The sequence below is a fragment of the Photobacterium arenosum genome, from assembly GCF_014841115.1.
In the GTDB taxonomy this organism is placed as follows: Bacteria; Pseudomonadota; Gammaproteobacteria; order Enterobacterales; family Vibrionaceae; genus Photobacterium; species Photobacterium arenosum.
This window is the reverse complement of record NZ_JACYTP010000001.1, coordinates 381,729-404,259: the sequence shown is the minus strand read 5'-3', so window position 1 is coordinate 404,259 and position 22,531 is coordinate 381,729. Positions and strand designations below refer to the sequence as shown.

The window sequence follows — 22,531 nt, the reverse complement described above, 5'->3', positions numbered from 1 at the left end:
ATTAACTTGATTTAATTTCCTTCCGGCGTAGTGTGTGGGCTTTTGTTATATGCGGTTAAGAGAGGTCCCATGCGTTATCCTTCCCCACTGGTTCCCGGTTGTACAATAGCAGTAACAGCATTATCGGCAGGTGTGCCTGAAGATTGTCATGCACGTCTCGATCTGGTTATCCAGGGGTTGCGGGACAGAGGCTTTAAGGTGCTGGAAGGGCACTGCTTACGGGAAAATGCCGGCCATGTCAGTGCTCCGGCGCCAATGCGGGCCAGAGAATTGATGGCGTTTTTGCTGGATGATCGCGTTGATGCCATCCTGCCGCCCTGGGGAGGTGAACTGGCGATGGAACTGTTGCCATTGCTGGATCTGGACTTACTGCGTCACGCCAAACCTAAATGGCTGATTGGCTTTTCAGATATCAGCACTATCTCGTCTGTCTTAACGGCTCGCTGCGGTTGGGCCAGCCTGCATTGTGCGAATCTGATGCAGCTTCATCCTGCTGTGACGGATCCGCTCAATAGCGCAATATTTTCTTTGCTGAGCCTGACTGTCGGTGAATCTGTCAGGTTACAGCAATCGTCCTGCTATGAGCTGGCCTCGGCCAATTATGGCAAGGATCCCGAGGCACAATTCGCTTTCACTCAGCCAACGCAATGGACGGTGTTATCGGCAAACGATGCAGCAGAACCGGTAGCGTTTTCGGGCCGTCTGATCGGTGGCTGCCTCGATACCATGGGCCTGATATCAGGTACCGAGTACCTGAATCTGCCGCAGATGAAAATGCAGTATGCTCAGGACGGCCTGATTCTGTTTCTGGAAAACGCCGAGTTATCGCCAACCGCGATGGCCCGCGTGCTGATGGCAATGAAATTCAATGGTGTGTTTGATGCCGTCAACGGGGTCATTTTCGGTAGGGATGGTTCGCCGCTGAGTCACGGAAAATCACTGTCACATTCTCAGGTTATTCAGCAAGTGCTGGGCGATCTTTCAGTACCTGTCATCCTGAACGCTGACATCGGCCATCTGGCACCCAATATGCCATTAATGAACGGTGCTGTTGCAGAGATTCATGTAGCTGAAGGACAGGCTTGGGTTCATCAGACATTAAGCTGATCCAGAAGAATGGCAAGTGACTGATACTTCGTGGCTTGCCGTAGCGTCTATACTCTCAGGAACGGATTTACTGCCAACAGGTAAGCCTTGATGCTATGAGAGAAGACAACATGGCCGTGCTGTATCACCATGTTCGCACGGCTTTATCAGACGAACAGTGCCGCGCCCGGTATCTTGAAGAAAAAGCGGCCCGTCTGCTTGGGTTGCATTCCGCTGTCATCGCAGGGTTTACCGTTCTGGTATTTATTGCTTCTTCATTGTTTGTCCCGCCACAGCATGCCATCGCCTGGCTGGCAGTTATCGCCGTGACCGTGACCTATCTGGGTTTGATATCTGCCTGGAGTTTTCTGTTTCGCCTGCTCAGGCCAGCCGATGTGTATGGTGTGCATTTACCCAACAACTGGCTGGAAGGAATGAAGCAACAAGGTGCAAATGACAATCTTCACCTGGCCGTGGTTCGCTGTTACGAAACCTGGCAGTTGTTACATCAGAGCAATCAGCATAAAAACGCGCTGCTGACTAAGGCTTACCATGAGATTGTATTCTCAGCCTGGTTAATTGCGATCTCTTTACTGCTTTTATTGGCGGCCAATTATCTGGTTGCTGCAGTTTAATCCATGGCTTTTGCCTGCAACTTGGCTATTTTGCTGAAATTTTCGCTTAACGCTGGAAAAGTTAGTGGTAAAGTATTTGCCTGACTGAAGGCAATGATTGCCGAGTATTGTGAGCATCAGGAGGGATGATGCAGTTTGTTCATTGTACCTATGAAAAACATGGCGAAGCCATTCTGGCAATTTTCAATGATGCCATTCTTAACACCACCGCACTTTACGAATATCAGCCCCGTACGATGGACATCATGCAAACCTGGTTTGCCACCAAAACGGCCAATCAGTTTCCTGTGATTGGTATTGAAAATGATGCCGGTGAGCTGATGGGGTTTGCCAGTTACGGCACCTTCCGCGCATGGGCTGCGTTTAAATATTCTGTTGAACACTCTGTGTACATTCATCCGCAGCACCAGGGTAAAGGCTTGGGGCGAAAGCTGATGGATGCCCTGATTCAGGCGGCCCGAGAGCAGAATTACCATGTGCTGGTTGGCGGTATAGATTCGACAAACACTGGCAGCATTGCCTTGCACAAAAAGCTGGGGTTCGAATATTCCGGCACGATAAAGCAAGCAGCCTATAAATTTGAACGCTGGTTGGATCTGGATTTCTACCAGCTGATACTGGATACCCCGAAACAGCCTGTTGCAGGGTAAATCGTGAGATAAGGACATTGGATGTTATTTAATAGCCCACTCAGCCTCGAAAAAGCACATCGACTGATCGACCTACTGAATCTCCACACTGACAGCCATGTTATTGATATTGGTTGCGGGGAAGGGGAATTTTTACTGCGTCTTGCCAGTGCGACAGGGGCACACTGTCTCGGACTGGATATTTCTGAGACCTGTATTGCCGCCGCGAATGCGAAAGCAGAAGCCTTGGGCTTGGCCGATCGCGTGAAATTCGAAGTGGCTGATGCCAACGACTATCCGTTCGCGACACTGTATGACGTGGCTATCTGTATGGGATCGACCCATGCGTTTGGTGAAGGGGATGCGGGTTATCCGGCAGCACTGACTCAAATGCAGCAATGGCTGAAACCCCATGGTCAACTGCTGATTGGCGAAGGTTATTGGAAGCAGCCACCGGCCCAGGCGTATCAGGACTTCATTGGTGAGCCGATTGGTATTTATTACGATCACCAGGGCAACATGTCGGTCGCCGAGTCTCACGGCCTGGCCACTGTGTATGCGGCCACCAGTAATCAGGACGAGTGGGATCATTTTGAAGGTTGCTTTCGCCTGAAAGCAGAACGTGCTGTGATGGCCAATCCAGAGGATGGCAAAGCGTGTCAAAAGCGTGATGCGGTTCGCGAGTGGAACGCGTATTACCACCAGTTTGGCCGCGACACTATGGGATTTGGTTTCTATTTGTTCATCAAGGACAAGGGTTAATCTGAACCTGTGGCATAAGCACTGGCTGCATAATGGCCAGTCGCTTAATCAGATCTGGCTTGAAAGGAGAGAGGGATGGCAGTGGCAGAATCACAAGCTCTGGTTGTCGAAGGCGGCGCGATGCGCGGTATTTTTGCCGCCGGTGTGCTGGATGGCTTTCTTGAGCAACATTACCGACCATTTGATTTCTGCATCGGTGTCTCGGCGGGTTCCACCAATCTTGCAGCCTGGCTGGCGAATCAGCATGGCCGTAATTACAAAGTGATCACGGATTATTCCTGCCGCCCGGAATTTATCAGTTTACGTAAATTTATTCGCGGCGGGCACTGGCTGGATCTCGACTGGTTGTGGCAGATCACTATTGATGAAATACGCTTGGATCTGGATGCTTTCGACGCACAACCCATTCCTTTGTACGTGGTCACCACCCAAGTCTCTAGCGGAGAGGCCGTTTATACCCAAGCCACGGCAGATAATCTTGAACAATTGCTTAAAGCTTCTTGCTCTGTGCCGGTCGCGTACCGGGATTATCCGCTGCTGAATGGCGACGCCATGACCGACGGTGGGGTCGCCGATTCCATTCCCGTCATCAAAGCCTATCAAATGGGTGCCAGAGAAATCACGGTGATTTTGTCACGCCCGCTGGGCTACCGGAAGAAAACCAGCAAAACGAGCTGGTTCCTCCGCCGTATGCTGGCAGATACCCCTGAGCTGGCGCGGGTGATGATGAAGCGTGCCGACAATTACAATAGCGCCATTGAGTTTATTGAGAACCCGCCTCAAGACTGCCGCATTCATGTTATAGCACCGCCGGCAGAGTTTGATGTCGGCCGTATTACCACAGACAAAAAACGCTTAGACACCGGCTATCAGATGGGATTAGCGGCGGCACTCGCCGGACGATAAGCCTGTACCGAGCACACAGTTAACAACGACAGGGACATCATGATTTTTAACAACTTTGCACCGGCAACATTAGCGGAACAGTTTCAGCTTTCTCCCCAGGCGGCAGACTGCCTGTCGGCTTATCTGGTGACCTTACCGGAAGCTGAAATACCGGCTATTTCAAGTGTCAGCGCAGATTATTTCTGTGCAGACAAAGACAATGCAGACATTTGTGCCGAACTGGTACGAAAAGGAGAAAAGCAAGCCAGCTGCAGTATGAAATACTGGTATCAGATAGGCGGTGAGGAAGGGCCGGAGCCAATGCCGCAGGTCGGCCATTTGCAGGTGGTCACTGACTGGGAGGGCGTTCCGGTCGCGATCACGCAAATTACCCGGGTGGCAGAAGCCCGGTTTAAAGATGTGACCGCTGAGTTCGCGGCGGCTGAAGGAGAAGGTGATAAGTCGCTGCGCTGGTGGCGGGATGCCCACTGGCAGTTTTTCAGCACCGAGTGCGAAGAGCTGGCTATTGAGATGAGCGAAGACACTGTGCTGGTGCTGGAACATTTTCGAACCGTTTGGGCGAAACCTGCCTGATCTATGCAACGAACAGCCGTAAGCCGCGCTGACATCAAGGCTGATATCAGTGGTTTGCTTTTCTGCTCTGCTATCTTTATCTCAGCGGGCAGACGTATGTGCCCGCCATTTTTGCCAGCTGATCTCCAGGGTTGTTGCTGATACACGCACGAGGCTGTCTGGCAAGTCAGGTGATTTCACTTCACGGCAGGGCAGGCATGAAAACACACTGGTTTAATCGTTGGGAAGCGGTAAGGAGCAGTTTCTGGTTCGTCCCTGCCATGATGGTGATTATTGCCGTCGGGCTGGCCCGGATTGTAGTTACTCTGGATCATCAACTGGTGCACTTCTCTCTGGTTTTGCCTGATATCGGCTTCACGGGAGGTGCAGAGGGAGCACGCAGTGTCCTTTCTACGATTGCAGGTTCCATGGTAACGGTGGCCGGGGTGGCTTTCTCTATCACCATAGTGGCATTAACGCTGGCTTCCTCTCAGTTTGGTCCCCGTTTACTGCGAAATTTCATGCGCGATCCGGGTAATCAGTACGTGCTTGGCACCTTTATCGCGACGTTCATCTATTGTCTGCTGGTATTAAGCAGTGTGACCCATTCCAACGGTGATGTGTTCGTGCCTCGCATTGCGGTCAATCTGGCTTTGTTACTGGCCCTGTTCAATGTCGCGGTTCTGATTTATTTCATTCACCATGTGGCGACTTCGATTCAGGCGGATAACGTCGTCAATGGTGTGTATGAGGAGCTGAATCAGTACATTGAGCATTTTTTCCCTGATGAACTCGGTGAGTCTGATCCTGAACCTTTTCAGAGTGATCGCAATCCAACCGGCATGTTTCATCATGTGGTCGCGGCGGACAGTGAAGGTTACCTGCAAGCCGTAGACAGACAGTGCTTATGTCAGCTTGCCCAGCAGTTTGATTGCCGGATTGAATTGGGTTACAGAGCCGGGGCATTTGTCGTAAAAGGTAGCTCAATCGCTGTCGTGCGGTCTGACACTGAGCCGGAAGACGGTCTGGATTCACAGCTTCTTGATTGCATGATTGTCGGGAAATTGCGTACCCCGGAACAAGATCCTGAATTCGCTGTTCATCAGTTGGTGGAAGTGGCCGTCAGAGCATTATCACCGGGTATCAATGATCCTTTTACTGCCATGACCAGCGTTGACAGACTCAGTGCAGTACTTTGCACCCTGACTGGCCGGTCATTTCATCCCGCGCGCTGGTATGGCGATGACGGCCAGCTGCGGCTGGAAGAACCGCCTCTGACTTTTACCGGGATACTCAACGCCGCTTTTGATCAGATCCGCCAGCACGGCAAATCCGATACGGCGGTTACCATCCGTTTGCTTGAAAGCCTTGGCCGGATTGCCAGTTACTGCAGAACGCGTGAGCAGCAAAGTGCCGTTTGTCGTCAGGCCGAAATGATCCTGCGCTCCAGTCAGGATTGCCTGAATGAACCACAGGATCTGGCAGACATTGAACAGCGGTTTCAGGCGATACAGGATGAAATGCGTCAATGCTGATTGAGGTTATTTCAATGCTGACTCGTTAGCCAACAGCCATTTTCGCAATAATCCCGCTAGCTGGGCCTGCTCATCTTTGTCTAAGGCCGTCAGCATCTGATGCTCATTGGCAACATGGGCTGTGACGGCTTTGTCGACCAGAGCCTGTCCTGCTTCTGTTAACGACACCTTACAGCTGCGTCTGTCATCGTCACTCGGCTGCCGGTAGATCAGCCCTCTGTCGGTCAGTTTATCCAGCCGGGCTGTCATCGCCCCGGAAGACAGCATCACGGTGTGATAAAGCTGGGTTGGCGTAAGGGGTTCGCCAGCTCTGCGCAGCGAGGCCAGAATATCAAACTCAACCTGGCTCAGCCCGTAGCCTTTGAACACGTCATTGATGCTGTCCGTCATTATTCTGTGGGCCCGATACATGCGGCCAATGATCCCCATAGGAGAGCAATCCAAGTCTGGCCGGTGTTCCTGCCATTGAATCAATAGTTTATCGACATGATCTTGCATAGGGTTGTGTTTGTCCGTTCTTCATTGAGTCAAAAATATGTCATTAACTTTTCGAAAAAGATACTTGATTAAAAGGCAAATAGCCACTAATTTATCTTCATACAAAGATATTTGATGTAAAGATTCTTAAAGGGAAGTGAAATGAACTATCTGCTCGCGTTATTAGTGCCAATGCTGTGGGGTAGCACCTATGCTGCCGTCAGCCTGTTTCTGCAAGATATGTCTCCATATTGGGTGGCTGTGTGGCGGGCTTTACCTGCCGGACTGGTGTTGCTTTTGCTACGACCAAAGCTGCCGCCGCTGAGCTGGAGTCGCATGACCTTGCTGAGCTTTTGCAATATTGCCGCATTCTTTGTGTTACTTTTTATCGCTGCTTACCGCTTGCCTGGCTCTGTCGCCGGCACGTTGGGGGCAACGATGCCGTTGCAGATGATGCTACTGCAGTGGATAGGGGAAGGTAAAAAACCGGACCCTCGCTCAGTGGTGTTAGCGATACTGGGTTTAATTGGAGTGGGCTTATTGCTGAACCCGTCTGCAGATTTGGATCCGATTGGCACCCTGGCCGCTCTGGCTGGCACAGCTCTGGTCTCGCAGTCCGCTATCTGGATGAAACGATGGCCGGTTAACGATGCGCTGAGCTTTGCCGCCTGGCAGCTCGTTCTTGGTGGCATGATGCTGATTCCCTTCGCTTGGTTCGTGGCCGGCGCGCCGGTTGCGCTGCCTGTGGATGCGATACCCGGTCTGTTATGGCTGGTATTACTGAACACTGCATTTGGTTACTGGGCCTGGGTACGTTCAGTGAAAAAACTCGGTCCGAACGTGATGTCGATGTTCTCATTGATAAACCCGGTTACTGCTGTCTTGCTGGGTATTGGACTGGTCGGAGAAAGCCTTGGGCTCTTGCAATGGGCGGGAATTAGTTTGATCCTGATGGCATTGCTATTCATGAAGAAACCCGCCAAACCAACCCGGATTACTGCTTCGGCACTGGATGGTCAACAAGAAAAGCCAGGCCAGAAGAAAGCGAGTCACCAGCAGAATAATCCTTCGGCTTCTGTCAGGCAGCAATAGACAAATACGGAAAAACCAGGCGAGAAGATAGCAGATCATGAATAAGAAGCGGCTCAGGCCGCTTCTTTCAGTTCAGTCCCAGTTGCCGACGGTACTCGTCTTCAGTGGCGTAATCGTGCGAGTCTGCACGATCAAGAAAAACGATACCGTTTAAGTGGTCTAACTCATGCTGGAATATCCGCGCGATGAAGCCAGATAACTCACAGCGGACTTTTTGCCCATCAAGCTGTTCGTAACCAACACTTATTCTGGTGGAACGCGGTACCAGCGCGCGAATACCGGGGATACTCAGGCAACCTTCCCAGTCTTTTTCTATCTCCTCGCTCATCCAGTAAATCTCAGGGTTGAGCATCAGCGTTGGCGTCATAGTCGGCGCATTCGGGTAACGGGCATTCGGAGAAGAGGCAACGATAAAAGCACGCAGCGATTCACTGACCTGCGGGGCTGCAATACCTACTCCCTGGTGGCTGAGCATCAGAGATGCTAAGTCAGTAAAAAAGGGGGCGTATTCTTTCCATTGTTCAGTCGACAGGGCTTTCGCCTGCTGGCGTAGTATCGGATTGCCTAACTGCGCGATGATCATCCTTGTTCTCCCTGAGTCGTCTATGGAGGGGTTATAGCGCTATCAGACATGTACTGCAAGTGTTCCCCTTTTATATTCCGGAATGACACTAACAGAACGCTGTTAAGCAACTATGCTTATATCTGCAATTCATTTATCTACGATTCACTGGCCGCAACTGTGAGCCACCCACTTTGAGAGAGTATGAGATGGACAGAAAAGCATTTGTAGAAAAGCTCAGCGCACAAATGAAAGAGATCAATGCAGAAATCGACAAATTGGAAGCAAAAGCTCAGCACTCAGGCGCAGAGCTGAAAGAAAAATATCGTGATGAAATTCAACAACTGAAAACCAGAAAAGCAGAAGCGGAAAAGAAACTGGACGAAGTGAAACATGCCAGCGAAGAGGCATGGGGAGAATTACGGCAGGGTGCTGAAGAAGCGTTTGATTCAATGAAAAAAGCGTTCAGGGCGGCCTGGGATAAATATAAATAACTTGCCCGACTGGTATCGGGCAAGTGTAGTTACAGACTGACTTTCTTCAGGGCAACGGCATTCATGCAGTACCGCAGTCCGCTGGGTGCCGGGCCGTCAGGAAAGACATGACCGAGATGAGCATCGCAGACAGCACAGACGGTTTCAATTCGCTGCATGCCGTGCGAGGTGTCCATCAGATAATTGATAGCATTGACGCTTACCGGTTGTGTGAAAGATGGCCAGCCTGAACCGGAGTCAAATTTTTCCCCGGCGTCAAACAGCATATTGCCGCAACAGACACAGGCGTATTCCCCCGGCTCGAACAATTCACACATTTCTGACTTAAACGGTCTTTCCGTACCTTTCTGGCGCGTAATGTAGTATTCATCGTCAGTCAGTTGCTGGCGCCATTCCTCTTCGGCCTTTTCAACGCGGCGGGGAGGCACGATATCGCCTTTGGTTGCGTGTTCAATAACTTTTTCCCAAGTGAGCATGTCGTTCTCCAACTAACTAGATGTGGTTTTATAGATAGGGCCATAGTTCAAGAATTTCAAGAAAAGCGCCCTCAAAGGTATAGACCCGAGATAACCGTATAAATTAACCATATTCTAAATGTGTGTTTTATGCGGACAGACTTGGCTATAATGCCGCGCTTATTCACTTTTGTATGCTGTCTGTAGGTGCAGTCATAGTAAAACTGTGAATGACGAGTCTTTTGGCCAACCGGTATCAGCCTGAAACTGGTTGGCTGGGTATTGCTGCGAGAACAAGTAGCAGGGTCAGCAAACGCTACCCGTTGATGTATAGAACAATGCTCTGGATTTACGATCCAGTCCGCACTGAGGAAAAACGATGTCCCAATATGTAGTTTGTGCACTGTATAAGTTTGTTGCACTGGAAGATTTTGAAGCCCTTCGTGAGCCATTACAGAACCTGATGGAAGAGAATCAGGTTCGCGGTACGTTACTGCTTGCTAAAGAGGGTATTAACGGCACAGTTGCCGGCAAGCGCGAAAACATTGACGCTCTGCAGGCCTGGTTTAAGACGGACTCTCGCTTAACAGACATAGTGTACAAAGAGTCATTCGACGATCATCAACCGTTCAACCGCTCAAAAGTTAAGTTGAAGAAAGAGATAGTGACCATGGGTGTAGAGGGTATTGATCCTCGCCATGTTGTCGGCACCTATGTGAAGCCAAAAGACTGGAACGAGCTGATTGCTGACCCGGACGTTTTCGTCGTCGATACCCGTAATGACTATGAAATCGAAGTAGGCACTTTCAAACGCGCTGTCAACCCGAAGACAGAGACTTTCCGCGAGTTCCCGGAGTACGTGAAAGAGAACCTGGACCCGGCTAAACACAAGAAAGTGGCGATGTTCTGTACCGGGGGTATCCGCTGCGAAAAATCCACCGCTTACCTGAAAGAGCAGGGTTTTGATGAGGTTTATCACCTGGAAGGCGGTATCCTGAAATACCTGGAAGAGGTGCCTGCCGAAGAGAGTTTGTGGGAAGGCGAGTGCTATGTCTTTGATGGCCGTGTCACGGTAAATCACCAGTTGGAAAAAGGCTCTTATGACATGTGTAACGCCTGCCGTTTACCGATCACAGAGCAGGATATGCAGAGTGTGCAATTTGAAAAAGGCGTAAGCTGCCCGAAATGTTTTGATAAACATTCTGACGAGCAGAAAGCCCGTTTTCGCGAGCGTGAGAAGCAGGTTCAGCTGGCAGCACAGCGTGGTGAACAACACGTTGGCGGTGATGCTAAAAATATTATCGAAGCCCGTCGGCAGGAAAAGCTGACACGCAAGAAACAGCAGCGCGAACAGCGTTAACTGCATTAGAAAAGAACACATCCCCGGGCAGCCTTGCCCGGGGACAGCCTTCCTGTAGTCCGTCAGACCATAAAGTGCTCATCCGGCCAATAGAGCACAGTGCTGAAACCTCTTTACTTTCCAGCCTGCTAACCGTTTCAGAGACGGTTGTTGATTGCTTCCCGCCAGAGTCATTTCGGCCTGCTGCTGTGTTGTTCTATCGGCGAAAAATGGCTGGCTGTCGCAGCGAGTGCAACATTTGATTACATAAATTGCGCAGAGAAATCGGCAAGATGCTGCTGTCGGTGAAACCATTTCCTGCCTGAAGGAGTCCAATTACCAAAGTCGAATGGATAAAGCAGGAGGCACTGGATGGAAACTGTCGGTCTGGGCGGAAGTTGCCATTGGTGTACGGAGGCTGTGTTTCGGTCGCTGAAAGGCGTTGGCGAAGTCGATCAGGGCTGGTTGTCAGCTCAGGGACACGAAGAGATGTCTGAAGGGATTTTATTACGCTTTGATCCTGCCAGGATCGATCTTTATACCCTGATTCAGATTCACCTTTATACTCACAGCTGTACGTCGAACCATGCCTTGCGCCACAGATACCGCTCGGCTGTTTATGCGTTCAGTCCTGACCAGCAACGTGCCGCACAGGTTTGTCTCAAAGCTCTTCAACCGGAATTCGAACAGCCTATCTTAACGCAGGCCCTGCGCTTTGATGCGTTTCAGCCATCACGGCATGAAATCCAGAATTATTTTTACAGCAATCCGCAGAAACCTTTTTGTCAGATGCGTATCAGTCCGAAACTCAGCATTTTACTGAGTCAGTTCAGTGATCGCGTTGACGATAGGAAACGGCATGTGCTGGAGCAGTTACCTGTCGATATCAAGTGATACAAAAACCGGGCAGTGCACTGATTCAGCGGGTTTGTGAAGAGCGGCACCAGAGGTCTTCGCAATAAATTAATGCTTGACCTCAAGTTAACCTGAGGTTTTATCGTGGCGTTATCAAATCTGATTCAACGGAGCGATTAAATGAAAAACCTCATCGATCAATATCTGCAAAGCCTGGGTATTAATGAGCCGCAAATCAGCCTGGAATGGCTGCAATCTCTGCTAGCTGCCCATTTGGCTCGTTATCCGTTTTCCAGTACGAATGTTATTCTGAAGCATGATTTAAGCCTGGAACCAGACGCTTTGTTTCATCGTTTGGTAGTGCAACGCCGCGGCGGGTATTGTTTCGAGCACAACAAGGTCTTATTTTTGGTGCTGAAACAGCTGGGCTTTGATGTCCGCCCTCTGATTGGTCGTGTGATGCTCAACGGTAACCCGGACAATGGTCGTTCTCATCGCTTAACCTTACTCACCCTGCGCGATAAGCAGTATCTGATTGATGCCGGCTTCGGGATAATGAACCCAAGACAGATTATTTCCCTGGATACCAACCTGCCTCAGCCTGATGTCAGATACCAGTACAGCGTGGAATCAGACAACCGTGGCGGCATGCTGGTGATGGCCACAAACTCAGATGAAGTAGTAACACTGTATCGCTTTGATTTTGCAGAATACCTGGAATCGGATTGCACAATCAGCCATTTTTACAGTCATCAAGCCCCTGACGCCGTATTTGTGAATCATCTGGTGGTATCGCGGATTCTTGAGAATCGGCGGTATCTGATCCGAAACCTGACCTACTTTGAATATGAAGATAAGACAGGGCAAGAGAGAACTGTCGATATCAGTGACGGCACCATGTTATATCAGCTTCTGACCACGCAGTTTAATTTACAGTTAACAGAACAGGATGCTGCAACCTTGTATTCACATCAAATGGCTAAGATACGTCAGAAGCAGTAATCGCCGATAAGCAGAAGCAATCAAAGCAGAGCGGTATGATTCCAGATAAAGCTGGCGTATAGCCATGATATCTTTAGAATGAACGGTTAGAAATTTTATTATAAGCCTCAGTCAGGAGAAATGTGTGAGCGCTATTTTGTATTACGTTCATGATCCTATGTGTAGCTGGTGCTGGGGTTATCGTCCTGCTTTTCAGCGGCTCAAAGATCAGTTACCGGCTGGTGTGGAAATCCGCTGTGTGTTGGGTGGCCTGGCTCCTGACAGTGATCAGCCCATGCCAGAAGAGATGCAGCAAATGTTGCAGCTGACCTGGCGTCGGATAACCAGCCAGCTGGGGACGGAATTTAATCATGAATTCTGGATACAGTGCCAGCCGCGCCGGTCGACGTACCCTGCCTGTCGGGCTGTTCTTGCCGCAAAAAAACAGGGACAGGAGTATGCAATGACAGAGGCGATTCAGCAGGCCTATTACCTGAGAGCAATGAATCCTTCTGACTACCAGACCCACGCCAGACTGGCAGCTGAGCTGGGTTTGGACGTTGCGCGTTTCATGACAGACATTACCGGTGCTGAGGTTGACGCATTACTTCAGAAAGACATAGAACACGCGGCAGCATTGGGTGTGTCGGGCTTTCCTTCACTGGTTCTGGAAGTGGAAGGCCAGCGCTGGCCGATTGCGGTTGCCTATCAGAATGAACTGACCACACTGAATGACATCAAGGATAAGCTTAAATGGGCAAACGCTAAGTCGGTAATGAAAGGGTGGTTTGCGAAAAAAAGCTAGCCGGTTATGAATCACACGATGGCAGCGCAGGCTGCCATCGTGTGTAATGTGATTAAAACGAATAGGCCAGCCCTATACTGTACAGATTCTGAGTTTCTTCATAAAAATCAATATTGGACGTCAGGTTATCGAATCCAGCCCGGGCAATAGCACTGGCGTTTCGCCAGTTAAACGGGGCCAGGTAGATCAAGGTTGCGGAAAAACCGTATTGGTTGTCATCCCGGATCTGGTTAAAAATGGGATGGGCCTCGTCATAGTCAATCCATGCCGCACTGGCACCCAGCATCACAATATAGCGATCGATCCGTTGCCGGGCTGTCAGCTCAACACCATAGCGATTGTTCGCTATCGCACTACCTTCCGCGCTGTCATCGATGTAGTGAATTTTCCAGTCGATACCAAACTGACGATTTAAATCCAGTTTTTGACTCAGTGCGGCATAGAAAAGATCGCCTTCACGAACCAGCGCGTCTTGTGTCGCCGAGCTATAGCTGGTTCCGCTGCGCTCATCGTCGATTTTTCGTTTACCCGCAGCCAGCTCCAGTGACACATTGGTTCCCGCAATGCGGTTATAGTCCAGCACTGCGCCCCGGATTGAGCGCTTGGTTTCCTGTCTTGGTGTTCCGGTCAGAAAAGGGTCATCCCACACTTCGTTGTCAAAAAAGCCGGGAATAACGCCAATGCCTAAGCTGGAGCCGTCGCTCAAATACTGAGTAAGGCCAGCCTGCATATAAAAACTGCTCGCCATACCCCCCAGTGCTGATTTGAAATACAGCGCAGTATTTGGTGTGACACCCAGCTGTAAATCCCACATGGGCAGGGGCAGATTTTTTTCTTCGTCCGTGCCGGATTCGTCCAGTGAACTGAGTACGGAAGACTGCTCGGTACTCAGGTGGGAGTCGTTCTTAAACCAGCCTAGGTTTATACTGACATTACCTGACAAGCCGGGTTTGACAGCACTCTGAGCTGAAACGGAAAAAGCAGACAGTGCTCCAAGAATGAGCACTGTCTGTCGAATAGTTCGTAACATGGCCACTTCCTGTGAAAAACATTGGTTAATGTTTCTTTTTGTTACGCTTTTTTGTCTTCATTTTATAAAGATCCAAGCGCCGATGCTTTAGGTTAGTGACAGAGCCTTCGTTGTGCAACAGTTTTAATTTTGACAAGTCGACATCGGCGAAAATAATCATTTCGGTATTGGCATTGGCTTCCGTAATGATCGCATCGTGCGGGAAATACACATCGGAGGGAGAAAACACTGCAGACTGGGCATATTGGATGTCAACATTATCGACCCGGGGAAGGTTGCCGACGCTGCCACCCAGCGCGACATAACACTCGTTTTCAATCGCCCTCGCCTGACCACATATACGTACCCGCAGATAGCCGTTTTTAGTATCTGTCCAGAAAGGGACAAACAGAATCTGGACTCCCTGATCGGCCAGCAGCCTGCCCAGTTCGGGAAACTCGACATCGTAGCAAATCAGAATACCAATCCGCCCGGCATCGGTGTCGAAGACTTTGACTTTATCGCCTCCGTCTATGACCCAGTCTCTGACTTCGTGCGGCGTGATGTGAATTTTATATTGCTCGTCAATGTCCCCGTCTCTGTGCAGCAGGTATGAGACGTTATATAGCTTGTCACCTTTCAGGTAAGGCATACTGCCGGCAATGATGTTGATGTTATACGTGACAGCCAGCTGAGAAAATCGCTGACGGATTTCTTCAGTGAACTGGCTGAGATAGCGAATGGCCTCAACCGAGTCTTTGTCTCTGGCTAACCCCATCAGCGGCGCATTAAAAAACTCAGGGAACAATGCAAAATCGGACTGATATTTGGATAAAGAAGAAACAAAAAACTCGGCCTGGTTCATCAGGTCGTCGACCGACACGACCCGACGCATGTGCCACTGCACTATGCCCAACCTTATCAGTGTTTTTTCGGTTTGATGGATCGAGATATCTTCTTCGTAGAAAATGTTGTCCCATTCAAGCAGTGTGGCATAGCCTTTGGACTTCGCATCTTCAGGGAGATAACGGTTCATCAGGCGTTTTACATCGAAATCATTGGCAAGCTGAAACGAGAGTATCGGGTCATGAATTTCACGGCGTTTGACCTTGGCAATATACTCAGAAACATGCATTTCATCCGCATACTTGTGATAACCCGGAATGCGTCCGCCGGCAAGAATGGCTTTGAGGTTGTTGGCCCGGCAGAGCTCCTTACGGGCTTCGTATAAGCGACGCCCTAAGCGAAGGCCGCGATAATCCGGATGGACAAATACGTCCAGTCCATACAACGCATCTCCGCTCGGGTTGTGACAGGCCACATTGTTGGCATCGACTATATCCAGATACGTGTGGTTCAGGGAATAGCGGTTGTAGCTGACTTTAATGGTCAGTGCTGCGGCAATGATTTTCCCCTTGTCCTCAATGCAGATTTGCCCGTCGGGAAAATGTTTGACCAGCCCTTGAATGGTAGATTTTGGCCAGGCACCGCCCACATCAGGAAAAACCAGATCTTCCAATGCAGCAAGTTGCTTAAAGTCAGAAGGCTCAATGGTGCGCAGATTCAATAAAGTGCTATTGTTCTCATCCATAACTTATTGTTTTTCATTGTTGAAACCAGTGCTATAAAGTATGGAACATCCGTTAGGATTCGCCAGTGAACCGTATCCTGACAGTGAATGAACACAATGTTATTCGGGATCAACCATACTTTAGGTCTGATTCTTCATTCATATCACGACGCTTGGAGGAAATATGAAAGTGAGTGTAGTTCGTCGTTATGCCTCAGTATGTGCACTAGTGGTGTCTATCGGGCTGTTGCCTGGTGTAGTCACTGCGGCCCATCACGAAAAAGAAGAAGCAGAAGCAGTGACATCAGCTGAGCAGGTGAACAAAGAAACGAAGGATTTGCTGGAGTCACTGAAAAACTACTCTGCAGAGCAAAAAGACGAAGCCATGAAGGCGACGAAAGAGGGCATCGACAGCCTGGATAAACATATTGAGCAGTTGCAGACACAGATAGAAGACGACTGGGATGATATGGATAAGGCAGCCCGTGAGAAATCCAGAGAAAGTCTCAAATCTATGCAGGAACAGCGAGTGAAACTGGCTGAATGGTATGGCAGTATGAAAAGCAGCTCAGCTGGCGCCTGGGATCATGTCAAAGAAGGCTTTTCCGGTGCCTATGACAGCCTGAGTGAAGCCTGGCAAAAAGCCAGCGAAGAATTTTCTAAAGAAGAGAAAGAGTAATATTACCGCTGCGCCTCTGCGAACGGGGCGCATTTTCCATTGTGACGTTTTCCCCGTCATTTTTGCCAGAAACCAGTAAGCAGAACCTGTAATAAGTTGCCTTCCTGTATGGGTTTGCAGATCGGGTGTTGGCTGGCGCGGCTTGCAAGCCGGCAGATGATATGAGAAAGTTTGTCCCGTTGTGGTCATCGGTTTAGCGTAAACCGATACAACCCGCTTCGTATAACCCCACTGATAGGGTGTGGGGGTCTCTACCAGAATCCGTAAAATTCTGATTACGAAGAGTTAAGTCGATTAATCGCTTTTCTCTTTGTCATGGTCGGAATACCCATTCTCCTTTGCTGCAGAAAAGCTGTTAATCATCCCAGTCAACGTATTGAGAACCTGATTAAGAGCACCTTATGACATCTTTTATTACTGGTTTACCGAAAGTGGAATTACACCTGCATATTGAAGGCTCGCTGGAACCTGAGCTGATGTTTGCACTGGCCGAAAGAAACCAGATTGCGATTCCGTTTCATTCACCTGATGAAGTGCGTGCGGCGTACCAGTTCCACAACCTGCAGTCTTTTCTGGATATTTATTACCAGGGCGCAAACGTACTGATCCACGAGCAGGATTTTTACGATTTAACCTGGGCCTACCTGTTGCGCTGTAAAGCCGATAACGTGGTACACACAGAGATCTTCTTTGATCCGCAAACCCATACCGAGCGGGGTATTGCCTTCGATATTGTGGTGAAGGGCATTCACCGCGCACTGGAGCAGGGCAGGGAAACACTGGGTATTTCCAGCCAGCTGATCATGTGTTTCCTGCGCCATCTCGATCAGGACTCTGCTTTTGCCACGCTCAGTCAGGGGTTGTCGCATAAAGACAAAATAGTGGGAGTGGGTTTGGATTCTTCAGAGCAGGGCAATCCGCCGGAGAAATTCAATGCGGTCTTTCAGCAAGCACTGACAGAAGGTTTTCTGACCGTAGCCCATGCCGGTGAGGAAGGGCCACCGGAAAATATTACCAATACCCTGGATCTGCTGGGGGCGACCCGGGTGGATCACGGCATTCGTTGTGTTGAAGATGCAGCTCTGGTTGAGCGTTTAGTGCGGGAGCAGGTGCCGTTAACCGTGTGCCCGCTGTCGAACTTAAAACTCAAGGTGTTCGAAGACATGAAAGATCACAATATCGTCGAGCTGCTGCGCAAAGGCCTGCGTGTCACCATCAATTCTGACGATCCGGCGTATTTTGGTGGGTATATGACAGATAATTTTCAGGCGGTGGCCGATGCACATCCTATGACGCAGGAAGAGATCGCGCAGTTTACCCTCAATGCGATTCAGGCCAGTTTTATCTGCGAGGAAGAGAAGCAGCGTTTAACCCGAATGACACTGGATTACCTCCAAAGCGAAAAATCATCCGCTAATAGCAAGGCATAATTTCACTATGGCCAAGTGGCTCCCTGCGCTGATTATGCAGCGCAGGGAGCCGCTTTTCAATTAGCTGACTAATTCGCCGGATAGCCAGCTTAAGATTTCGCGCAACTTGTCATCGCTTAGGTTAAGCAAATTGTCGCCGACATACCATTCGAGGAATGATTGCTCAGGTAAGGCCGCTTGTTGCGGATTTCCCAGCCAGATTTTCTGCTCTGTCGCCAGCCTGTCGCGAATGACACTGGCTTTTTCGGCACTGACGGGCAGATACAGATGCAGCATATTGGCCTGTGGCGCAGTCGGGTTTGGCGTTAACAGCGGGTAATCTTTCAGTATGCGGTAGAGCTGCTGAGTACGATCGAACAAGGCTGGCATCAGCGCCAGGCGCTGATCGAACTGCATCGCCGCGGAAACCGAATACGGTGTGCGGCGATATACATTACCGCCCTGGCGTTGCATCCAGAGGCGAGCTTTTTCAATCAATGCTTGATCGCCCAGCAACATAGAGCCGCCTAATCCGCCAATGCCTTTATATAAAGAGACATAGGCTGAATCGAAACCTTGAGCAATCTCGCTGTACTCACGGCCATACCAGGCTTTGGCTTCCCACAATCTGGCGCCGTCCATGTGCAGATGAATACCCTGCTCGCGACAATGGGCTTTGATAGCGTTTAAATCATCCCATTCCGGCAGCTGACCGCCAATTTCGCGCATGGGAAGTTCATACAGCACGGCAGCAATATCGTCCGGCCATTCCTGCAAATCGGCCAAAGACCAGGTTTGATAAGGGTTACCGACAGGCAGAACGGTAAAGCGTTGCTGCAGCAGATAGCCTTGCGCTTCATGCAGGTAAATATGACTGGAGGGATGCATGGCCACAATAGGTTTTTTGCGTGCCATACAGGCCAGTTGCAGCGCAGTAGGTTGGGTCATTGTACCCGAGATAACGAACAGGCCGGCTTCGTAGCCCAGAAGATCGGCAACTTTGGTTTCAAACTGCTGCAGATCATCGCCCTGACCGTAAATATCATGTTTGATCTGATTGCTCTGACACCAGTTTGCCATTTGCAGGAAGATGTCGGCCGGAGACATTTCACGGTTGCCGGGGACAGACAGAGTGCAATGAGAGCGTAATTCCGTGCTCATAATAATCCTTGAAATAAGCCACTTAATTTTAATTTGTCGCCAGGAGTTTATGGTGGCTTATTCCAGTGCGCAACAGATTTCATTGGCAGTTATGATAGCGATCCGCTCTGGGAGTCTTATTTGCCTGCTTAATATTCAAAGCGGGAAAATTCGCTTTCAATAGATGCATACAACTCTGAGATCCAGGCCGGGGAGGTGTCGGGTACAGGGCGGATCGGGTTTTTCCGTGGATCATGCGGGGCAATCACCACTTCGACATTGTCTTTGCCGATTTTCCCCACCAGGGTAAACAATTCTTCCACCGCGCTGTCGCCGATAGCAAGACAACCAATGGAGTCGGCTTTGCCATGAATGAAAATATTGGAACCCGGTGATTGCCGGCCTTCTAGCGCGGCGTATTTGAGATCGAAGTTGTTGGGATAGTTAAGCTTCATCGACAAGTGGAAACGGCTGTTCGGATTGAGGCCGATGATTTTGTAGATACCTTCCGGCACCTGACGGTCGCCTTCTTTGAGTTTTGGCCCTGCTTTGCCGCTCGCCGCTGTGACAGGGTAACTGTAGATAAAATGGCGACGACCCTGCTGATCAAACGCCCATAGCTCCAGGACTTTTTCTTCTTTCAGGCCAAGCAGCGCAATTTTCTCAGGCGGATAGCTCACATTGGCCTGGCGAAATCTGTATTTCAACCGCATTTCAGACAAGTGGCCGTAAGTCGCTAATACGTCATCAACGGTTCGCTTTCCCAGCAAAGAGGGCGCGACAGAGGTTGAAACGGACTGTCCATGAGCATGAGTGGTCATCAGTAAATACACAGCGGCAAACAGGGCTGAAAATTTAATAGTGCGCATAATTCCCCAACGTCATATCTAGTCCATTAAACGAAAAATGTTGATTACATTATCAGCAGTAAGTTGTCAGTGTGTCAGATCACAGCGGCTGGAAAGTAAAATCTTCAATAACGCCATTGATGTCTGCATTCAGCACGTAATCAAGGTGCATGTTCCCTTTTTGCTGGTAGAAGCTGATTCGGTAACCTTGATCGCTGTGGTTATTATCCACACTGTAATTACTGGTTACTCGGGTACTGATCGCATCGCCCCGGACAATGCCGTTTACAGCCGGAGACGTGGCAACGATGTACGTCAGCTGATTTTCTTCTAAGCTATTGAATTTTATATAGGCATAAGTTTTCTTTTTGACCAGCTGCCCATTTTCCAGAACATTGCCGTTGCTCTCTGAAAAATAGTAGCCATTCAGGTTAACTGTAGACTCAAACCCGATCTCAGGATCTGGCTGGCCCATAGATGCACAGCCTGATAACGATGAGAGAAGAATAATAGATAGTGCCTTTTTCATACTCACCTTGATTCTTATAATGATGAAAAGGGGTCAGAAACCCCCAACCAATGACAGTATTTAATGGCGTCAGAACGCTGTGTGTCATTAACTGGTTATTGCAAAATGGCAGGTAAGCAGAAGGTTTAAGCGGGGAATCGGTATAAGCGCACTCTGGTCAGGCTAAAAGCGGCAGGCAACAAACGGTATGAACGGCAGACAGATGACTGTCAATTGTATAGGCAGGTCACTATACAAAGCATTGAATGTTTCCTCAGTGCGTCTTAGATAGCTCAGGCTAAAGTAACATGTCTTTCGCACAATAAATGCTGCTGATGCCGGGGGCGCTGTAGCAACTCAGATTGTCTTGTAATATGGCTGAAGGTAATGCAAATCCGGTTTGACCGTTTACCTTAATGGTGGCCGTGTTTGCGTTGATGTGATGGGAGATCTCAGAACCGTTGCTGAGTGTCCAATAGGTATCAAACTCGCTGGTATTGGCACAGACCGAAATGGAGCAACTGACCGGCGTTGTTTCACCGTGCTCGAACACAATGCACTGGGCTTGCATTTTACCACAGCCCGCGTTCGCTGCTGCCGATACCATAAAGCCACACATCAGGGTGAGGGATAAACAGGTAACGCCTTTCATAATCCACCTTGCTTCTTTTAGTAATGAGTCTGTTCATGGGGTGTGTTACTAAGGCGACCAAAGAGAGGACAGTATGCAGGTTTTTCCGGATGGTGCGGATTTGAGCTTCATTGTATTGATGAAGACAGGTGTTTTACCTACCTGCCTTCATCAATTCGTGCTCACAGGATAACGGGCACAGCTATGTAGGTGTTTACCGCTGGAAATTGCGATGCTCCACATCGCAGCGGATGACAGATTGGTCGTCGATTAACCCGGCTAAGTGCTTGCGGCTTTCCAGGTAATGCGGTGTCAGTTTGTGCGCTGCAAGTGCGTCTTCACTGGTGTAGATTTCATACAGGTAGAAGCAGTGGTCGTTGTCCTGAGCTGACAGCACATCGAACACCAGGCAGCCTTCTTCATTCTCTACCGAAGCCTTGGCGTTTTCCTTCATGATCGAGAGATACTGGTCTCGAAACCCTGCTTTGACTGAATTTTTCACAACAATACAAAACATAAAGCGCACTTCCTTTTTTGTCGGTTTGAGGAACAACTTGTTCTTCGTTTGAATATCTGGCCCCTTATTGTATACAATGAGTAAAACTATTGCACACGGAGTGGCTGAATATGGCTGAGAGACCAAAACCTTTGAACGGATTACGACATTTAGCACTAGCGGTATATCCCTTTGAGGAGTGTATCCGTTTCTATACCGAAATACTGGGTATGGAAGTGCTAAGAAAAGCGAGCGATAACCTGATTTACCTCAGTTGCGGTAATGACAACTTGTCGCTGAGCAGGGCGTATGAACCGCAGGAGAATCACAATCAGTCCCTTGATCATTTCGGGTTCATAGTGGACAGCAAAGAAGAATTGCAAGCCTGGTTCGTGTTTCTCAAAGCCAAAGGCGTGCCGTTACTGGACACACCGCACGATCACAGTGATGGTGCGCGCAGTTTTCATTGTACCGATCCGGCCGGTAATGTCGTTCAGCCTATTTATCATCCTGCCATTTCTGGCCAGCGCCTGCGCTAGTAAAGCAATTTACCCGACACAATCGGTGTGATTGTGTCGGGTGCAGGCTTTATTTTTGATTCAGTAAATAATCTAAAATATCAACTACTTGTGCTGGATTTGTTGCCCATGCATTGGCACTGGCATCCACTTCTTTAAGCGGGTGGACAATGTCTTCGCTGTGCAGTGTGATGTAGGGTTTATCCAGTGCGGCACAATATCCGGCATCAAACGCGGCATTCCACTGCTTGTATTTATCACCGAAACGGATGACGGCCACGTCACATTGTTTGATCAGTTTCTGTATCCGAATCGCATTAACCTTGGCCGATTTATGGTCGCGCCAGAAGCTGTTAGATTCAGCCCCTAAACCATCACCTGCAGCGTCACTGCTGTCGTGATCTGTAACGGCTGAAGTAAACACAACATTGAGATCTCTTGCCTCACAGCCTTTAATGATTTGTTCCCGCCAGTCGGTGTGGATTTCACCAGAAAGATAGACATTCCAGGTCATTGCTTACCCCTTTTCCTTTATTGCATGTCTCTGTTATCAATGTT

The 22,531-nt window shown here is 49.4% G+C and carries 27 protein-coding genes and 1 riboswitch; of the genes, 16 read left to right on the top strand and 11 right to left on the bottom strand.

Features of this window, described 5'->3' with window-relative positions:
- Window positions 1-69 precede the first annotated feature (69 nt).
- From IFO68_RS01845 to IFO68_RS01815, 7 genes are all read left to right on the top strand, one after another.
- The gene (locus tag IFO68_RS01845; protein ID WP_192014133.1) at window positions 70-1,107 is read left to right on the top strand and encodes a S66 family peptidase; all 1,038 of its coding nucleotides are present in this window, start codon (window positions 70-72) and stop codon (window positions 1,105-1,107) included.
- Window positions 1,108-1,202: 95 nt separating this feature from the next.
- A complete protein-coding gene (locus tag IFO68_RS01840; RefSeq protein WP_192014131.1) occupies window positions 1,203-1,721 on the top strand; it encodes a hypothetical protein in 519 nt (172 codons plus the stop codon).
- Between the two features lie 125 nt (window positions 1,722-1,846).
- A complete protein-coding gene (locus tag IFO68_RS01835; RefSeq protein WP_225445000.1) occupies window positions 1,847-2,371 on the top strand; it encodes a GNAT family N-acetyltransferase in 525 nt (174 codons plus the stop codon).
- 21 nt (window positions 2,372-2,392) lie between these two features.
- Entirely contained in the window at window positions 2,393-3,112 is a 720-nt protein-coding gene (locus IFO68_RS01830; protein ID WP_192014129.1) for an SAM-dependent methyltransferase, read from the top strand.
- 75 nt (window positions 3,113-3,187) lie between these two features.
- Window positions 3,188-4,018 carry a patatin-like phospholipase family protein gene (locus tag IFO68_RS01825; protein ID WP_192014127.1) on the top strand — a complete coding sequence of 277 codons (831 nt, stop codon included), beginning with the start codon at window positions 3,188-3,190 and terminating at the stop codon, window positions 4,016-4,018.
- Between the two features lie 39 nt (window positions 4,019-4,057).
- Window positions 4,058-4,591, top strand: coding sequence for an ASCH domain-containing protein (locus tag IFO68_RS01820; protein WP_192014125.1), 534 nt, complete (start codon window positions 4,058-4,060; stop codon window positions 4,589-4,591).
- 197 nt (window positions 4,592-4,788) lie between these two features.
- Window positions 4,789-6,105, top strand: coding sequence for a DUF2254 domain-containing protein (locus tag IFO68_RS01815; protein WP_192014123.1), 1,317 nt, complete (start codon window positions 4,789-4,791; stop codon window positions 6,103-6,105).
- 6 nt (window positions 6,106-6,111) lie between these two features.
- Here IFO68_RS01815 and IFO68_RS01810 read toward each other — a convergent pair whose 3' ends face one another.
- Window positions 6,112-6,603 carry a MarR family winged helix-turn-helix transcriptional regulator gene (locus IFO68_RS01810; protein ID WP_192014121.1) on the bottom strand — a complete coding sequence of 164 codons (492 nt, stop codon included), beginning with the start codon at window positions 6,601-6,603 and terminating at the stop codon, window positions 6,112-6,114.
- A gap of 141 nt (window positions 6,604-6,744) precedes the next feature.
- Here IFO68_RS01810 and IFO68_RS01805 point away from each other — a divergent pair, with 141 nt between their 5' ends.
- Window positions 6,745-7,674 carry a DMT family transporter gene (locus IFO68_RS01805; protein ID WP_192014120.1) on the top strand — a complete coding sequence of 310 codons (930 nt, stop codon included), beginning with the start codon at window positions 6,745-6,747 and terminating at the stop codon, window positions 7,672-7,674.
- 67 nt (window positions 7,675-7,741) lie between these two features.
- Here the strand turns inward: IFO68_RS01805 and def are convergent, their stop codons facing one another.
- Entirely contained in the window at window positions 7,742-8,257 is a 516-nt protein-coding gene (gene def / locus IFO68_RS01800; RefSeq protein WP_192014118.1) for a peptide deformylase, read from the bottom strand.
- Window positions 8,258-8,445: 188 nt separating this feature from the next.
- Here def and IFO68_RS01795 point away from each other — a divergent pair, with 188 nt between their 5' ends.
- The gene (locus IFO68_RS01795; protein ID WP_192014116.1) at window positions 8,446-8,730 is read left to right on the top strand and encodes a sll1863 family stress response protein; all 285 of its coding nucleotides are present in this window, start codon (window positions 8,446-8,448) and stop codon (window positions 8,728-8,730) included.
- A 29-nt stretch (window positions 8,731-8,759) separates the two neighbouring features.
- Here the strand turns inward: IFO68_RS01795 and msrB are convergent, their stop codons facing one another.
- The gene (gene msrB / locus IFO68_RS01790) at window positions 8,760-9,206 is read right to left on the bottom strand and encodes a peptide-methionine (R)-S-oxide reductase MsrB (protein ID WP_192014114.1); all 447 of its coding nucleotides are present in this window, start codon (window positions 9,204-9,206) and stop codon (window positions 8,760-8,762) included.
- Window positions 9,207-9,564: 358 nt separating this feature from the next.
- Here msrB and trhO point away from each other — a divergent pair, with 358 nt between their 5' ends.
- From trhO to IFO68_RS01770, 4 genes are all read left to right on the top strand, one after another.
- Window positions 9,565-10,545, top strand: a complete 981-nt coding sequence (gene trhO, locus IFO68_RS01785; protein WP_192014112.1) for an oxygen-dependent tRNA uridine(34) hydroxylase TrhO — start codon at window positions 9,565-9,567, stop codon at window positions 10,543-10,545.
- 351 nt (window positions 10,546-10,896) lie between these two features.
- Window positions 10,897-11,418 (top strand): peptide-methionine (S)-S-oxide reductase, encoded by a 522-nt coding sequence (locus IFO68_RS01780; RefSeq protein WP_192014110.1) that lies wholly within the window; start codon window positions 10,897-10,899, stop codon window positions 11,416-11,418.
- Window positions 11,419-11,559: 141 nt separating this feature from the next.
- Window positions 11,560-12,381, top strand: a complete 822-nt coding sequence (locus tag IFO68_RS01775) for an arylamine N-acetyltransferase family protein (protein WP_192014108.1) — start codon at window positions 11,560-11,562, stop codon at window positions 12,379-12,381.
- 124 nt (window positions 12,382-12,505) lie between these two features.
- On the top strand, window positions 12,506-13,165 hold the full coding sequence (locus IFO68_RS01770; protein ID WP_192014107.1) for a DsbA family protein: 660 nt from the start codon (window positions 12,506-12,508) through the stop codon (window positions 13,163-13,165).
- Window positions 13,166-13,217: 52 nt separating this feature from the next.
- Here the strand turns inward: IFO68_RS01770 and IFO68_RS01765 are convergent, their stop codons facing one another.
- Together IFO68_RS01765 and IFO68_RS01760 are read right to left on the bottom strand one after the other, a co-directional pair.
- Complete coding sequence (locus IFO68_RS01765) at window positions 13,218-14,195, bottom strand: DUF2860 family protein (RefSeq protein WP_192014106.1); 978 nt, start codon at window positions 14,193-14,195, stop codon at window positions 13,218-13,220.
- A gap of 25 nt (window positions 14,196-14,220) precedes the next feature.
- The gene (locus IFO68_RS01760; protein WP_192014104.1) at window positions 14,221-15,765 is read right to left on the bottom strand and encodes a bifunctional GNAT family N-acetyltransferase/carbon-nitrogen hydrolase family protein; all 1,545 of its coding nucleotides are present in this window, start codon (window positions 15,763-15,765) and stop codon (window positions 14,221-14,223) included.
- Window positions 15,766-15,928: 163 nt separating this feature from the next.
- On the opposite strand from IFO68_RS01760, the gene IFO68_RS01755 reads away from it, so the two are divergent.
- Window positions 15,929-16,423 carry a sll1863 family stress response protein gene (locus IFO68_RS01755; RefSeq protein WP_192014103.1) on the top strand — a complete coding sequence of 165 codons (495 nt, stop codon included), beginning with the start codon at window positions 15,929-15,931 and terminating at the stop codon, window positions 16,421-16,423.
- Window positions 16,424-16,621: 198 nt separating this feature from the next.
- Window positions 16,622-16,721, top strand: a riboswitch (purine riboswitch).
- Between the two features lie 103 nt (window positions 16,722-16,824).
- Window positions 16,825-17,853 carry an adenosine deaminase gene (locus IFO68_RS01750; RefSeq protein ID WP_192014102.1) on the top strand — a complete coding sequence of 343 codons (1,029 nt, stop codon included), beginning with the start codon at window positions 16,825-16,827 and terminating at the stop codon, window positions 17,851-17,853.
- Window positions 17,854-17,913: 60 nt separating this feature from the next.
- On the opposite strand, the gene IFO68_RS01745 is transcribed toward IFO68_RS01750, so the two are convergent.
- The 5 genes from IFO68_RS01745 to IFO68_RS01725 form a co-directional block, all read right to left on the bottom strand.
- The gene (locus tag IFO68_RS01745) at window positions 17,914-18,993 is read right to left on the bottom strand and encodes a threonine aldolase family protein (protein WP_192014100.1); all 1,080 of its coding nucleotides are present in this window, start codon (window positions 18,991-18,993) and stop codon (window positions 17,914-17,916) included.
- A gap of 128 nt (window positions 18,994-19,121) precedes the next feature.
- The gene (locus IFO68_RS01740; protein WP_225444999.1) at window positions 19,122-19,841 is read right to left on the bottom strand and encodes a L,D-transpeptidase family protein; all 720 of its coding nucleotides are present in this window, start codon (window positions 19,839-19,841) and stop codon (window positions 19,122-19,124) included.
- Between the two features lie 79 nt (window positions 19,842-19,920).
- Window positions 19,921-20,349: a hypothetical protein gene (locus IFO68_RS01735; RefSeq protein WP_192014098.1), complete on the bottom strand. Its 429-nt coding sequence runs from the start codon at window positions 20,347-20,349 to the stop codon at window positions 19,921-19,923.
- 277 nt (window positions 20,350-20,626) lie between these two features.
- On the bottom strand, window positions 20,627-20,980 hold the full coding sequence (locus tag IFO68_RS01730) for a hypothetical protein (RefSeq protein WP_192014096.1): 354 nt from the start codon (window positions 20,978-20,980) through the stop codon (window positions 20,627-20,629).
- Between the two features lie 193 nt (window positions 20,981-21,173).
- Window positions 21,174-21,476 (bottom strand): putative quinol monooxygenase, encoded by a 303-nt coding sequence (locus IFO68_RS01725; protein ID WP_192014095.1) that lies wholly within the window; start codon window positions 21,474-21,476, stop codon window positions 21,174-21,176.
- Window positions 21,477-21,586: 110 nt separating this feature from the next.
- Here IFO68_RS01725 and IFO68_RS01720 point away from each other — a divergent pair, with 110 nt between their 5' ends.
- Window positions 21,587-21,994: a VOC family protein gene (locus IFO68_RS01720; RefSeq protein ID WP_192014094.1), complete on the top strand. Its 408-nt coding sequence runs from the start codon at window positions 21,587-21,589 to the stop codon at window positions 21,992-21,994.
- Window positions 21,995-22,043: 49 nt separating this feature from the next.
- Here IFO68_RS01720 and IFO68_RS01715 read toward each other — a convergent pair whose 3' ends face one another.
- Window positions 22,044-22,487 carry a YtoQ family protein gene (locus IFO68_RS01715; RefSeq protein WP_192014092.1) on the bottom strand — a complete coding sequence of 148 codons (444 nt, stop codon included), beginning with the start codon at window positions 22,485-22,487 and terminating at the stop codon, window positions 22,044-22,046.
- Between the last annotated feature and the right edge of the window lie 44 nt (window positions 22,488-22,531).

Excerpts from the sequence above, each read along its gene's own strand:
- IFO68_RS01845 (WP_192014133.1), top strand. The coding sequence starts at position 70 with ATGCGTTATCCTTCCCCACTGGTTCCCGGTTGTACAATAGCAGTAACA.
- IFO68_RS01840 (WP_192014131.1), top strand. The coding sequence starts at position 1,203 with ATGAGAGAAGACAACATGGCCGTGCTGTATCACCATGTTCGCACGGCT.
- IFO68_RS01835 (WP_225445000.1), top strand. The coding sequence starts at position 1,847 with ATGATGCAGTTTGTTCATTGTACCTATGAAAAACATGGCGAAGCCATT.
- IFO68_RS01830 (WP_192014129.1), top strand. The coding sequence starts at position 2,393 with ATGTTATTTAATAGCCCACTCAGCCTCGAAAAAGCACATCGACTGATC.
- IFO68_RS01825 (WP_192014127.1), top strand. The coding sequence starts at position 3,188 with ATGGCAGTGGCAGAATCACAAGCTCTGGTTGTCGAAGGCGGCGCGATG.
- IFO68_RS01820 (WP_192014125.1), top strand. The coding sequence starts at position 4,058 with ATGATTTTTAACAACTTTGCACCGGCAACATTAGCGGAACAGTTTCAG.
- IFO68_RS01815 (WP_192014123.1), top strand. The coding sequence starts at position 4,789 with ATGAAAACACACTGGTTTAATCGTTGGGAAGCGGTAAGGAGCAGTTTC.
- IFO68_RS01810 (WP_192014121.1), bottom strand. The coding sequence starts at position 6,603 with ATGCAAGATCATGTCGATAAACTATTGATTCAATGGCAGGAACACCGG.
- IFO68_RS01805 (WP_192014120.1), top strand. The coding sequence starts at position 6,745 with ATGAACTATCTGCTCGCGTTATTAGTGCCAATGCTGTGGGGTAGCACC.
- def (WP_192014118.1), bottom strand. The coding sequence starts at position 8,257 with ATGATCATCGCGCAGTTAGGCAATCCGATACTACGCCAGCAGGCGAAA.
- IFO68_RS01795 (WP_192014116.1), top strand. The coding sequence starts at position 8,446 with ATGGACAGAAAAGCATTTGTAGAAAAGCTCAGCGCACAAATGAAAGAG.
- msrB (WP_192014114.1), bottom strand. The coding sequence starts at position 9,206 with ATGCTCACTTGGGAAAAAGTTATTGAACACGCAACCAAAGGCGATATC.
- trhO (WP_192014112.1), top strand. The coding sequence starts at position 9,565 with ATGTCCCAATATGTAGTTTGTGCACTGTATAAGTTTGTTGCACTGGAA.
- IFO68_RS01780 (WP_192014110.1), top strand. The coding sequence starts at position 10,897 with ATGGAAACTGTCGGTCTGGGCGGAAGTTGCCATTGGTGTACGGAGGCT.
- IFO68_RS01775 (WP_192014108.1), top strand. The coding sequence starts at position 11,560 with ATGAAAAACCTCATCGATCAATATCTGCAAAGCCTGGGTATTAATGAG.
- IFO68_RS01765 (WP_192014106.1), bottom strand. The coding sequence starts at position 14,195 with ATGTTACGAACTATTCGACAGACAGTGCTCATTCTTGGAGCACTGTCT.
- IFO68_RS01760 (WP_192014104.1), bottom strand. The coding sequence starts at position 15,765 with ATGGATGAGAACAATAGCACTTTATTGAATCTGCGCACCATTGAGCCT.
- IFO68_RS01755 (WP_192014103.1), top strand. The coding sequence starts at position 15,929 with ATGAAAGTGAGTGTAGTTCGTCGTTATGCCTCAGTATGTGCACTAGTG.
- IFO68_RS01750 (WP_192014102.1), top strand. The coding sequence starts at position 16,825 with ATGACATCTTTTATTACTGGTTTACCGAAAGTGGAATTACACCTGCAT.
- IFO68_RS01745 (WP_192014100.1), bottom strand. The coding sequence starts at position 18,993 with ATGAGCACGGAATTACGCTCTCATTGCACTCTGTCTGTCCCCGGCAAC.
- IFO68_RS01740 (WP_225444999.1), bottom strand. The coding sequence starts at position 19,841 with ATGCGCACTATTAAATTTTCAGCCCTGTTTGCCGCTGTGTATTTACTG.
- IFO68_RS01735 (WP_192014098.1), bottom strand. The coding sequence starts at position 20,349 with ATGAAAAAGGCACTATCTATTATTCTTCTCTCATCGTTATCAGGCTGT.
- IFO68_RS01730 (WP_192014096.1), bottom strand. The coding sequence starts at position 20,980 with ATGAAAGGCGTTACCTGTTTATCCCTCACCCTGATGTGTGGCTTTATG.
- IFO68_RS01725 (WP_192014095.1), bottom strand. The coding sequence starts at position 21,476 with ATGTTTTGTATTGTTGTGAAAAATTCAGTCAAAGCAGGGTTTCGAGAC.
- IFO68_RS01720 (WP_192014094.1), top strand. The coding sequence starts at position 21,587 with ATGGCTGAGAGACCAAAACCTTTGAACGGATTACGACATTTAGCACTA.
- IFO68_RS01715 (WP_192014092.1), bottom strand. The coding sequence starts at position 22,487 with ATGACCTGGAATGTCTATCTTTCTGGTGAAATCCACACCGACTGGCGG.